Raw genomic sequence first — 11,637 nt, 5'->3', positions numbered from 1 at the left:
CAAATAGGGGTCTCTGTCTTCTGACAAATGAGTACCAATACCGATATTGGGTGGTGGAATTACAGTGCCCGGTACATTTACGAGGTCAACGGCAAATATTTCACCAACCCGACCCGCCACGGCGTGGTCTTCGCCGGCGGCTCCAACGGGGAGAAGTCGGTCCTGCGCGGACTCGCCAACGAGGCAGCCTTCCATCAGGCGCTCTTGGACATCGGGGCCAAGGCGGGGGAGAACATGACGATGCAGGACATGCAGGCCAAGGCCAGTAAGGACGGGAAGGCGGTAGAGGGCGACAAGCTCGATGTGTTCCTGACCTGGGAGGGATCCGACAGGGAGATCCCCTTCGCCGATGCGATCCGAACCGGGAAGCCGGAGGACATGCGCCCCATGGACATCCGGTTCGGGGGCAACCTGGACAACGCCAGGACATTCCACACCGGCTGCATCCTGTGCCTCGATAGCTGTGCCGTCGGCATCACCAGCAACGCCTCCTACCCCTCCGGGACGACGCAGGGCGACGAGGTCCGGTTCTTCGGCAACGACAAGGTGCTGCCTCCGGACGGGACCCGCGTCTCCGTCATCTTTCGAAGGGTCCCCTAGGAAACCTCCCCATGCCCCGTTTCGCGGCTCTGTACAACGCCTTCCTGTGGAGCATGGCCCTCTGTGTTCTGCTCTTTCAAAGCCTCTGGCTGGAGATGCGGGTCAACCTCGGGGTGGCCTTCTTCGCGCTCTGGGCCCTTCTCTTCCTGCTCATGGCGTGGACCCGACCTTTGCGCCGTGTGTTCGGGTCCCTCGCGGGGGCGACGTTCAGCCTGATCGCCGTCCCCGTGCTCTGCTGGCTCCTGCTGGGAACAGAACGCATCCTTTCCGTGCCCGCCTCCATCGTCCGCGAGGGGCTGATGCAGCATCGTCTGCCGCTCGATACGATCGACCTGGCGCTCGGGGCCGCGACCATCCTTGGATGGTTGCTGATCGCCCTCGCACCGCGACGCACCCGATGACGAGCTCCCGCCCGTTTCATCGTACCATGCGCTTTCACCAGCGCCTGGCCTTCTCGCCCCTCTTCTGCCGCGCCGTCGGGGCGGACGGTACCGTCGGCACGAAAAAGGGGCGGGCGAAACGCGTCTTCTTCCCGGGGTGCAGCCTGTCGGCCTACGCCCCGGGACACGTCCTGGCGGCATGGCAGTACCTGCGCGAACGCATGGAGGGCGTCGGCGCACTTCTCAAGTGCTGTGGGAAGCCGCTGAAGCTCATGGCCATGACCGGGGAGTTCCGGAGGCGGTTCGACACGGTGCAGCGCGACCTCGACCTTATGGGGGCGGAGGAGGTGATCGTAGCCTGCCAGAACTGTTACTCCATCCTCCGGCACTTCGACGAGGGCCGGAGGGTGCGCTCGTTCTGGACGATTCTGGCGGAGATGGGGCTCCCCGAGGGAAGCCATGGCGGCGCACACGGCCTCGAGGTCTCGATCCAGGATTCCTGCGTCACCCGGGGCGTCCCGGAGATCTACGACGGCGTGCGCACCGTCCTCGGGGAGCTGGGGGCCACGGTCCGCGAGATGGAATATGCCCGGGACCGGGCGCGCTGCTGCGGCTGCGCCCCGATGATCGCGGCGGGCGACGTCGGGCTGGGATACGAGGCCATGAAAAAACGCGCGGCGGAGTCGCCGTGCGGGACGATTGTCTCCTATTGCGCGTCGTGCCGCTCGGCCATGCGGACGGGGGGGCGGGAGAGCCTGCACCTCCTGGACCTGGTCTTCGGCGGAGACTGGACGGGCCGCCCCACGCCCCCGCCGGACCGGTCGCTTCGGAGCTGGCTCAACCGCTGGAGGACGAGGCAGCTTTTAGGGAAGCCTCCTCACCGGTGAGCCCGTTTCCCGACTCGATTTTGCCTCTGAATTTTTAACGCACGATCACGACACGAGGAGGTTCCGCAAAGATGACGACGGAGAAGACGAACGCCTATTACGACGCCGACGACCTGAACCGTTTCGCGGAGATGGGGCAGTGCGCGTCCCCGCTCTGGGAGAAGTTCTCGGCGTACTACGGGGCCGTGTTCGAGGAGGGCGAGCTGACGAAGCGCGAAAAGGCGCTGATCGCCCTGGCCGTGGCCCATACCGTGCAGTGCCCCTACTGCATCGACGCCTATACGAAGAGCTGCCTGGAGAACGGCGTCAACGAGGCGCAGATGACGGAGGCCGTCCATGTGGCCTGCGCCATCCGGGGCGGCGCCAGCCTGGTGCACGGGCTCCAGATGAAGAATATCGTCGGGAGGCTCGAGCTGTGACCCTCGCTCCGAACGCGGGCCGGGACGATCCTCTGGCCTGCGTTCCTCCCTTCCGCGGCAAGCTGACCGACCCGCGGGTCGGTCAGACCCTCGATCGGCTCGACGTCCTCCAGGTCAACGTCGGGCGGCTCTGCAACCTGGCCTGCAAGCACTGTCACGTCGAGGCCGGGCCGAACCGGACGGAGGTCATGTCCCGCGATACGATGGAGCATTGCCTGAGGGTCCTTGACGCCTGGAATTTTCGCACGTTGGACATCACGGGCGGCGCCCCCGAGATGAACCCCGATTTCCGGCTCCTGGTCGACCGGGGCACGGCGGCGGGCGTCCACGTCATCGTGCGGACGAACCTGGTGATCCTGCACGAGAGGGGATACGACGATCTGCCGGAGTTCATGGCCGAGCGCGGCGTCGAGATCGTCTGCTCGCTGCCCTACTACTCGGAGCGGGACTGCGACCGCCAGAGGGGGGCCGGGACCTTCCGGAGCGCCGTCTCCATGCTCCGCAGGCTGAACGATCTGGGGTACGGGAAGGACGACCGGCTGTCCCTGAACATGGTCTACAACCCTGGCGGGGCGTTCCTCCCTCCGCCCCAGGCGGGCATGGAACGGGAATACAAGCTCAAGCTCGGCGCAGAGCACGGGATCGTGTTCAACCGGCTGTTCACGATCACGAACAATCCCGTGGGACGGTTCGGCGCCTTCCTGGTGCGCAGCGGCAACATGACGGGCTACATGCGCCGCCTCCACGACAGCTTCAACCCCGCCGCGGCGGAGGGGATGATGTGCCGCAGCCAGCTCTCCGTGGGCTGGGACGGACGCCTTTACGACTGCGACTTCAATCAGGCCCTGGACTGGACCGTGGAGGGGACGGACCGCATCGGCGACCTGGGCGGGGACCGCCCCGCCAGGCGGAATATCCGCCTGGGCAACCACTGCTACGCCTGCACGGCGGGGAGCGGATCCAGCTGCGGCGGGGCCACGGCATGACGCGGCCCCGGAGCGCTTCGGCCGCGTCATGATCTCGATCGTCGTCCCCACCCTGAACGAACGCGCGCGCATCACGGGCCTGCTGGAGTCCCTGTCCGCCCTCCCCGGGGAGAAGGAGATCGTCGTCGCCGACGGCGGCAGCATGGACGGCACGGCCGAGGCGGCCGAGGCGTCGGCCTTCTCCGGCCGCGTCCGCGTCGTTCGCTGCGGCAGGGGCCGGGCCCTTCAGCTGAACGCGGGGGCCCGCGCCGCGCGGGGCGGCGTGCTGTGGTTCGTGCACGGGGACGCCCAAGTCGCCCCGTCGAGCCTCGCCGATATCGCGCTCGCCCTCTCGGAGGGCTGCGTCGGCGGGTTCTTCCGGCTCCATTTCTACGACGCGGACGACCGGTTCATGCGCTTCGTGGAGCGCACGTCCCACACGCGGGCACGGCGCTTCGGCCTGATCTTCGGGGATCAGGCCCTGTTTTTGCGGCGGGACGTCTTCGACTCGCTCGGCGGCTTCGCGCCCCTCGCCCTGATGGAGGACTGGGAGCTCGCGAGGCGTCTGCGGCCGCTGCACCGCAAAGGGCTGATCCGGGCGCTGGAGACGCCGGTGGGGACCTCAGCCCGGCGCTTCATCCGGAACGGCCGGCTGAGGACGCTGATGAAGATCCACACGATCAAGGCGCTCTACATCCTGGGGGTGCCGACCGAGACGCTGCGGACCCTCTACGAGGGGCGCCGCGGGGAGAAAGGACGCGATGCGAACCCATGACGGGGACGAAGAGGACTGAAAAAGGGGAAAAAACCGAGGCTCTGATCCTATTCTCCCGGCTGCCGATCGGCTCGGAGACCAAGACGCGCCTCTCGCCCCTGCTGGACGAAGGGCAGAGGGAGGCCCTGCACCGGAGCTTCTGGGCCGATGCGTTCGCCGCAGCCCTGGAGCTCCGGGACCGGGCGGACCTCTTCCTCTACTGGACGGGGAGCGGCCGGCCCGAGGCGTACTCCGCTCTGATCCCCGCCGCCCTCGGGCTCCGCGAACAGCGGGGCCGTACCCTCGGGGACCGGATGCTCGCCGCGGCCGGGGACGCCTTCGAGGCGGGGTACGAACGGGCGGCGATCGTCGGGACGGACATCCCCCACATGCGGCCCGACAGCATCCGCAGGGCGTTCGACCTCCTGGCGGAGGCCGATGTCGTCCTGGGCCCGACCCCCGACGGAGGCTACTGGCTCATCGGCCTGAAAAGGGCGATCCCGGAGCTCTTCGACATCTCCGCCCCATGGGGCAGCGGCGGCGTCCGGCTCGGCACGCTGGAGCGGGCCCGAGAGCTGGGCTGCGTCTGCGCGGAGACGGACCCGTACCGGGACCTCGATACCCCGGACGACCTGCACGCCTTTTTGGAGGAACGGCACCCGTACGGCTCGGCGACCCGGGCCTGTCTGGAGGGGCTGATCGGAGGAGGGGCCGTGTAGAACGCAATTCGGCGCCTGTCGAAAACTTTGCCTGCGGATTCCGGTTTCACCTGGCGCGCCCCGCTCCCCGCGGACGGGGCCGCCCACCACCGACCAACCGTCGTCGGGTGGGCTCCGCTTCACTCCGCCGCCCCCGCCGTCTCCGATGCGAGGCGGTCCAGGGCCGGGTAGTCCGTCTTGCCGGAGCCCAACAGCGGCAGCTTCCCCACCGGCAGGAGCTTCTTCGGGATGGCCACCTCCGCGTAGCCAGCGGCCTTCAGGTGCGCCGTCATCTCCTCCCGGGACGCGTCCTTCTTCTCCGTCACCAGGATGATCCGCTCGCCCTTCCGCTCGTCCCGGACGACGGCCATGGCGCAGCGGACACCGGGCCACAGGCGCTCCATCTCCTCCTCCAGCGCGGTCAGGGACACCATCTCCCCGCCGATCTTGGCGAAGCGCTTGGCCCGCCCCCGGATGCTCAAAAAGCCCAGCTCGTCCAGGCGGACGATGTCCCCCGTGTCGTACCACCCGTCCTCCACCGGCTGCAGCACACCGGGCCGCTCCGAGCGGAGGTAGCCCATCATCACGTTGGGCCCCCGCAGGAAGAGCCGCCCGACGCCCTCCAGGCCGACCACGGGTTCGAGCCGCGCCTCGAGCCCCGGTAGCACCCGGCCCACCGTACCCGCGCTGCACTGCAGGGCCGTGTTCAGCGACACGACGGAGGTCTCCGTGGTGCCATACCCCTCCAGGACGCGGATGCCGAACTTCTCGCTCCACATCCGGGACGTCCGCTCCCGCAGCTTCTCCGCCCCCTCGAAGACGTAGCGCACGCTGTAGAAGTCGTAGGGGCTGGCGCTGCGGGCATAGCCGTAGAGGAAGGTATCCGTACCGAAGAGGACGGTGGCGTTGATGTCGTAGGCCACCAGGGGGATGGCCCGGTAGCTGAGGGGCGAGGGGAAGTAGAAGGTGTACATCCCGCTGAGCAGGGGCATGATGGTGCCCACCACGAAGCCGAACACGTGGAACATGGGCATGGCGTTCAGCACCACGTCGCTGGGGCGGAAGTCCACGGAGGACATGAGCTGGTCCCGGTTGGCGACAATGTTCCGGTGGCTCAGGGCCACGCCCTTGGGCGTCCCCTCCGATCCGGAGGTGAAGAGCACCACCGCCTCATCGTCCGGCCCGCCGGCGGTCTCCGGCGTGGTGAAGCGCGCCTGGAACCAGGCCGTCAGCTTCGCCCTCAACCCCAGGGCCCGGGCCTCATCCTCCAGCCACAGAAACCTCAGCCCCGCGGATTCCATGGCCTCCACCAGGGCGCCGAGCTTCCCCGCCTCCACGAAACGCCGTGAGCCGATCACCGTCCGGATCTCCGCCGCCCGGCAGCAGGCCAGGGCGTTCTGCGCGCCGACGGTGCAGTTCAGCATGGCCGGCGTGTGTCCCAGCCGGGACAGCCCCAGGGCCAGGGCCGCCGTGGGCACGCTGCTGGGCATCAAGAGCCCCGCCCGCTCCCCGGGGTTGAAGCGCCCGCCGAACAGGTCTCCCAGGGCCAGAGCCGCCCTCACCATCCCGTCGTAGGTCACGGGCTTCCGGCCGATATCCGCTGCGATGACCCGCCGACGGCCATAGAGCCGCCGGGCGTCCAGCAGGGCGCCGAACAACGTCCGCCCGCTGTCCCGCACCTGCCACGCCGCGTCCCGAAGCAGGTCCTGGAGGAACGTCTGGGCCATGGCGCGCCGCCGACGCCCCTTCACCTCCGGCGGGATCTCCAGCTTTCGGGGCGGCAGGAAGGTCAGGGTGATCTTCGGGAACCAACGCACTGGGAACCTGCCCCGCAGGTAGGACGCATGGGAGAGCTGGGCCCCCTCGATGCGCAGGGGCAGCAGCACGGCTCCCGTCTTGTCGGCCAGCATGGCCGCACCGTCGAAGGCCCTCATCTGGCTGCCGGTGGTGGTGATACGCCCCTCGGGAAAGATGACGCAATGCTGGTCGCGCTTCAGCTCCTCGATGAGGCCCTTCAGGCCAAAGGGGTTCGTGGGGTCCACGGACCAGGTGCGGAACAGGGCCAGAAAGGGCCGCACCCACCGCCACCGGGCCACAAGGCTGTTGATGGCGAACACGGGCTCGTCGGGGATGAAGAGCGCCGCCAGGGCCGGGTCCAGCAGCGAGACGTGGTTGGGCATGATGACGGCCCGGGGCCCCGCCGCGCGGTAGTTCTCCATGCCGCGGACCTCCACGCGGAACAAAAGCCTCAGGATAAGACGTCCTGCAGCGCATATGAGCTTTTTCACCTGGCAACCTCCTTGACATCCGACGTCGGGGTCCTCATCGCTCAACCCTCGGCACCGGACGGTTCGACCTCGGAGAGCCGCAGGACCTGCCCCCGGGTCCCGTCCACGCGGACCCTGTCCCCGTCCCTCAGAACGCCGAGCACCCCGCGCACGGACATGACGGCCGGGATGCCCATCTCCCGCGCCGTCACAGCCCCGTGGGAGAGGGGGCCGCCGCTCTCCGTCACCAAGGCGCAGGCCGCGTGGAAGAGCGGCGTCCAGGCCGGGTTCGTCGTGCGGGCCACCAGCACCGCCCCCGGGGGGAACGACGCGAAGTCGTCCGATGAGCGGACGATAAAAACCGGCCCCTCCGCCATGCCCGGACTGCCCGCAAGGCCGTTCAGCTCCCCCGCCCCGTCCCCGGGCCCCTGCTCCTCCCCATCCGGACCCAGCGTCCATCTGGGGGCGCGCTTCCGGTTCGCCTCGTAGGCCGCCTTGTTCTCACCGACCTCCCGCTTCAGCCCGTCCCACGGGGTCGCCCCCGACACGCAGGCGTCCATCGTGGCCCTTCGGGCAAAGAAGATATCCCCGGGGTCCGCCAGCACCCCCTGCGCGGTCAGCGCACGCCCCAGCGCGAAAAGGCTGCGGCGGATCAGCAGGTGCAGCCGCGTGGTCTCATAGTGCTCCTCGTCGTCCAGCTCCGTGTAGAGCCGCACCAGCCGGATGATCTCGCGAAAGAGGAGGTGCAGGTCCTCCGGGACCAGCGCGAAGAGACGGTCCTCCGCCTCGGAGGCCGTCGCCCGGACCTGCATGCCGTCGCACTCCTCCGGGGATGCGGCCATCAGCCGCAGGTTGTCCATCACCACCCAGGGCGCCCCCGACCAGGTCGGGATGTAGGGGTCAAACTCCACCTCCCGGTGGCCGTGGTCCTCCAGAAAGCGCCGGAAGGCCTCCGCAAAGGCCGGCCAGGCCTCCAGTTTTCCGGACTCCAGGAGCTCCCGGGAATCCATCCCCCGCACCAGGTGCAGGAGCTCCCCGTCCGCGCGGATCCGGTCCGCCAGGCGCTGGAGGTCCCGGTTGACCAGGCCGGTCTTCGTCTCGCAGCAGGCGGTGATCCGGTCGAAGAGCTCCATGGCCTCCTCCGGGGCGAAGAGCTTCAGAAAGCACAGCAGGGAGCGGTAAAGGATGGACTGCGTGATGGAGATGGCGATGTTGGGGCGGAAGTACTCGCCGCCGGCCGCGCAGATGCGGGAGACGTAATCCCACAGCTCCGCCGGGTCCGTGCCCAGGGGCTCCGCACCCAGCGCGCCCAGGCGCAGGAGATAGCGGTCGAGGCCGCAGCGCCATTCCGCGGGCAGAAACAGCGCCCAGCGATGCTCCTCCACGAACCTCCCGATCCCCGCCCTCAGCTCCTCCGCGCTCCTGGGCATGAAGGGCAGGCGCCCCAGGTAGAACCGGACGGCGTTCTGGTTGCCGTAGACGTAGTTGTCGAACAGGGCAAACCACTTGCCCTCTAGGGGCGGAAAGCCCATCATTTTGAAGGAGTGGTCCAGGGACTGGTGGAACCCCTCCTCGATCAGGTCCCAGGACATGGGGGTCATGGCACTGGGGTAGCGCTCCGCCGACTCGTCCCGCGTCCACAGGGGCGCAATGCTGGTGACGGGCCGGGACTGAAGCAGAAAGAGCTCTTCCCCCTCGAAGCCCCACTCGATATCCTGCGGGAAGTTGTAGAAGGACTCGACCTTCAGCATCAGGTCCCCCAGCGCGGCGATCTGCCCCTCGTCCAGGGAGGGCCGGTCCGCCTCCTCCCCCGGAACCTCCACCGTCTCCGTGCCCGTTCCGCAGTCGCTGGACACGATCTTCCGGGGCTTGTGCGCGATGAAGGAGGAGACGACGCGGCGGGATTTTCGGTCCACCACGAACTGGTCCACCTCGCTCTCGCCGACGACGACGGACTCCCCGAGCCCCCAATCCGCGTTGATGAGCATCGCATCCCGCCCGGCTATGGGATCCACGGAGAAGCCGACGCCCGCCGTGTCGCAGCGCACCATCCTCTGGACGACCACGGCCATTGCGGCCTCGCGCTGCCCGAAGCCCCTCGAGTGCCTGTACGCCACGGCCCGATCCTGCCAGAGCGAGAAGAAGCAGGCGCGTATCCTGTCCAGGATCTCCTCCGCGCCGACGCAGTTCAGATAGGTGTCGTGCTGCCCGGCAAAGGCAGCTCCCGCGAGGTCCTCGAGCGTGGAGGAGGAGCGCACGGAGTACGCGCCGGGCTCCATGCCGGCCAGGGCCTCCCGCACCTCGGCGGCCAGCCCCGCCGGCAGGAGGACGCCCTTCATCCGCTCCCGCAGCGCCGCAGCGGCGGGCACAAGCCTGTCGGGACTGTCGAAGGGCAGGGCTTCCACGGCCTCCCAGGCCCCGGGGACCGACGCGAAAAACTCCGCGTATCCCTGCGGCGTGACGATAAAACCCGGCGGGACCGGGAAACCGGCGCGAAAAAGTTTGGAGAGGCTGGAACCCTTGCCCCCGCTTCGAGGAAGCAGCTCCGCCTCGGGGTCGCTGAACTTCAGGACATAGGACATGGAAGGACCTCCCTTACCGTTCGGCACGGAGCGCCCGGGCTTCGCGGCGCTCGATGAGCAGTCCCAGCGCCGCCAGCACGAAGCCCGCCAGGACGTCCGCCCCATAATGATAGCGCATGTAGATCGTGGAGAACCCTATTCCGACGCAGGGGATCAGGAACAGCCAAAACCGCTTCCGCCGCCACGCCCAGTCCGAGAAGAGCATGTAGGCGCTCACCGCGCAGTGCAGGCTGGGGAACACGTCCGTGCCATTCGTCCCATAGGGATAGCAGGCGGCCAGGAAGTCCGTCATCCAGTACCCCTCCAGGGGCACGGAGAACTCCCCGGCGAAGGCGAGGTAGGGGCCCAGCGCCGGGACCAGGGTGTAGCCGATGTAGCCGATTCCGTATACGGAGAACATCCCCGCGTAGAAGGCCCGGGCCAGGGGAAGATCGGAAAACAGATAGTCCAGGATACAGACGGCCAGATAGACCATGAAGAGCATGTAGCAAAAGCTGAGGAACTCCGTGAGGACCGGCTGAATCATGGGCTCCAGCCGGACGGAGAGGCTGCCGCCGAACAGCCGGCGGTCCAGCTCCCAAAGGAGGGCGTCCTTCCTGCCCTCGTTGATGAGGGGGGACACCCAGCGCATGTGGGGGAAAAGGGCGTCCATCAGGATGGGGTAGATCGCCAGGCGCAGGCGCCACCTGCAGGAGGTCTCGCGCCCCCGGGTGAGGAGGACGCCGCCCGCCATCAGCGCCGCGGACCCCATGTAGACGAGCGTGTGGGGCGAGAAGGGGCCGACGGCCCACAGGAGACGAAGGAGCGTGAGCAGGATAAAGGCCCCGAAAAACCGTTCATGGATCCGTGTACTGCGCCATAACTGCATCATGCAGCGCCTCCTCGAGCGGCCTCACCCGGGGCATCGTATCCCGGCGGAAGCGGAAGTTCCACAGGCGCGTCCCGGACCTCCGCATGATGTCCAGCAGCCTGCAGCCAAGAAGCGTAACGATGACGTGCGCCGCCACGGCCCAGGGGGCCCCGGCGAGGAGCAATACCCCCCACAGCAGGGGCGCGGCGACGAGGAGGACGGTCAGGCCGGCCAGGGCCTTCCAGAGTAGGACCACGTTGGGCCCATCCGGCATGTGCCGCCCGGCCCACCATCCGGCGAGGACGGCGGGTGCGTTCAGCGCCGCAGCGGCCGCGACACAGGCGCCGGACGCCAGAAACGTCAGCACCTCGGGCACAATGCCTCGCTTCGGGAACAGCGCGGCGCCCCGCCACGTCCTGCACCCCCGGGCCGCCTCCCGGTACTGCCGCCAGAGCTCCGCGCCGGACACGAGGGCATCGCGGCTCCCCTTGCCGCCGCACCCGCCGCAGCGATACCGGGGCCCCTCATCCAACCCCGCAAGAAAGCGCCGGGCGCAGCTCAGCCCCCGGGCTGGAGGCAGGGGCAGCAGGGCGGACAGCGCCTCCGCCTCCTCCTGCGGCCGCTCCGACGCGAAGTCGGGGTCCAGCGCCTCGAGGGCCTCCGTCATGGCCGCGTGAATCCCGTCGACCCCACCCTTCGCCGCGTCCTCCAGGTCCAGGGGCGGCCCGGTCAGGACCTCCGCCTCCCCGCCCCAGAGCTGCGGCGAACCGTAGCGGACCGTGACGGGGACGACCCGCAGATCCGGGCGGCTTCGAAGCGCCATGGCCGCGATGAACGCCGCGCCCTTCTGAAACGGAAGGTGCGCCGGCCCCAGGGTGCTGGTCCCCTCGGGGAAGACGAAGAGGTCCCCGCCCTCCGCAAGCCGCGAGACGGCCCGGGTCAGGCCCTTGCGATTCGAGGCGGCCGCCCCGCCGTCACCTGGGCGCGTCACCTCGATCCCGGAGAAGAACAGACGGGAGATGGGGTTCTTCACCAGGTTGGCCGCGATGAGGAACTCCGCCCGGCCCCGGAGCGCAATGTTGTAAACCCAGCCATCCACCGCCCCGTCCCGGTGAAAGCCAACGTAAAGGACGGGCCCGCGCTCCACGGAGGCCGGACCGTATATCCGCCTGAAGAGCAGCGCCCTCACCGCAAGCATCATCAGCCGATGCAGATACCCCATGACGTTTGGCCGA

At 68.5% G+C, this 11,637-nt stretch carries 11 protein-coding genes; 7 read left to right on the top strand and 4 right to left on the bottom strand.

Translation table 11 applies throughout. From position 1 onward, the window contains the following. Window positions 1–27 precede the first annotated feature (27 nt). The 7 genes from Q0176_RS06975 to Q0176_RS06945 all read left to right on the top strand — a co-directional run bounded on the left by Q0176_RS06975 (window position 28) and on the right by Q0176_RS06945 (window position 4,724). Complete coding sequence (locus Q0176_RS06975) at window positions 28–600, top strand: YdjY domain-containing protein (RefSeq protein ID WP_299300671.1); 573 nt, start codon at window positions 28–30, stop codon at window positions 598–600. Between the two features lie 11 nt (window positions 601–611). Further along, complete coding sequence (locus Q0176_RS06970; protein WP_299300668.1) at window positions 612–1,001, top strand: hypothetical protein; 390 nt, start codon at window positions 612–614, stop codon at window positions 999–1,001. Then, window positions 998–1,867, top strand: coding sequence for a (Fe-S)-binding protein (locus Q0176_RS06965; RefSeq protein WP_299300665.1), 870 nt, complete (start codon window positions 998–1,000; stop codon window positions 1,865–1,867). The genes Q0176_RS06970 and Q0176_RS06965 overlap by 4 nt, the downstream gene beginning before the upstream one ends. 71 nt (window positions 1,868–1,938) lie before the next feature. Next, entirely contained in the window at window positions 1,939–2,286 is a 348-nt protein-coding gene (locus Q0176_RS06960) for an arsenosugar biosynthesis-associated peroxidase-like protein (protein ID WP_015556480.1), read from the top strand. Continuing rightward, entirely contained in the window at window positions 2,283–3,272 is a 990-nt protein-coding gene (arsS, locus tag Q0176_RS06955) for an arsenosugar biosynthesis radical SAM (seleno)protein ArsS (RefSeq protein ID WP_299300660.1), read from the top strand. The genes Q0176_RS06960 and arsS overlap by 4 nt, the downstream gene beginning before the upstream one ends. Before the next feature lie 28 nt (window positions 3,273–3,300). After that, window positions 3,301–4,026: a TIGR04283 family arsenosugar biosynthesis glycosyltransferase gene (locus tag Q0176_RS06950; RefSeq protein ID WP_299300657.1), complete on the top strand. Its 726-nt coding sequence runs from the start codon at window positions 3,301–3,303 to the stop codon at window positions 4,024–4,026. Beyond that, window positions 4,023–4,724 (top strand): TIGR04282 family arsenosugar biosynthesis glycosyltransferase, encoded by a 702-nt coding sequence (locus tag Q0176_RS06945; RefSeq protein ID WP_299300654.1) that lies wholly within the window; start codon window positions 4,023–4,025, stop codon window positions 4,722–4,724. Before Q0176_RS06950 ends, Q0176_RS06945 begins: the two co-directional genes overlap by 4 nt. 119 nt (window positions 4,725–4,843) lie before the next feature. On the opposite strand, the gene Q0176_RS06940 is transcribed toward Q0176_RS06945, so the two are convergent. From Q0176_RS06940 to Q0176_RS06925, 4 genes are all read right to left on the bottom strand, one after another. Continuing rightward, complete coding sequence (locus Q0176_RS06940) at window positions 4,844–6,991, bottom strand: AMP-binding protein (RefSeq protein ID WP_299300651.1); 2,148 nt, start codon at window positions 6,989–6,991, stop codon at window positions 4,844–4,846. A gap of 41 nt (window positions 6,992–7,032) precedes the next feature. After that, window positions 7,033–9,552, bottom strand: coding sequence for a PEP/pyruvate-binding domain-containing protein (locus Q0176_RS06935; RefSeq protein WP_299300648.1), 2,520 nt, complete (start codon window positions 9,550–9,552; stop codon window positions 7,033–7,035). Window positions 9,553–9,565: 13 nt separating this feature from the next. Further along, window positions 9,566–10,423: a phosphatase PAP2 family protein gene (locus Q0176_RS06930; protein WP_299300645.1), complete on the bottom strand. Its 858-nt coding sequence runs from the start codon at window positions 10,421–10,423 to the stop codon at window positions 9,566–9,568. Beyond that, window positions 10,389–11,637: 1-acyl-sn-glycerol-3-phosphate acyltransferase (locus tag Q0176_RS06925; protein ID WP_299300642.1), on the bottom strand; the 1,249-nt coding region annotated here is incomplete at its 5' end. The genes Q0176_RS06925 and Q0176_RS06930, both read right to left, overlap by 35 nt.

Source organism: uncultured Fretibacterium sp., from assembly GCF_938040765.1.
In the GTDB taxonomy this organism is placed as follows: domain Bacteria; phylum Synergistota; class Synergistia; order Synergistales; family Aminobacteriaceae; genus CAJPSE01.
Note: the sequence above shows the minus strand (reverse complement) of the source record. Positions and strands in the feature narration are given on the sequence as shown.

Bases quoted from the DNA above. Each gene is read 5' to 3' on its own strand.
- Q0176_RS06975 (WP_299300671.1), top strand. From the start codon at position 28: ATGAGTACCAATACCGATATTGGGTGGTGGAATTACAGTGCCCGGTAC.
- Q0176_RS06970 (WP_299300668.1), top strand. From the start codon at position 612: ATGCCCCGTTTCGCGGCTCTGTACAACGCCTTCCTGTGGAGCATGGCC.
- Q0176_RS06965 (WP_299300665.1), top strand. From the start codon at position 998: ATGACGAGCTCCCGCCCGTTTCATCGTACCATGCGCTTTCACCAGCGC.
- Q0176_RS06960 (WP_015556480.1), top strand. From the start codon at position 1,939: ATGACGACGGAGAAGACGAACGCCTATTACGACGCCGACGACCTGAAC.
- Q0176_RS06950 (WP_299300657.1), top strand. From the start codon at position 3,301: ATGATCTCGATCGTCGTCCCCACCCTGAACGAACGCGCGCGCATCACG.
- Q0176_RS06945 (WP_299300654.1), top strand. From the start codon at position 4,023: ATGACGGGGACGAAGAGGACTGAAAAAGGGGAAAAAACCGAGGCTCTG.
- Q0176_RS06935 (WP_299300648.1), bottom strand. From the start codon at position 9,552: ATGTCCTATGTCCTGAAGTTCAGCGACCCCGAGGCGGAGCTGCTTCCT.
- Q0176_RS06930 (WP_299300645.1), bottom strand. From the start codon at position 10,423: ATGATGCAGTTATGGCGCAGTACACGGATCCATGAACGGTTTTTCGGG.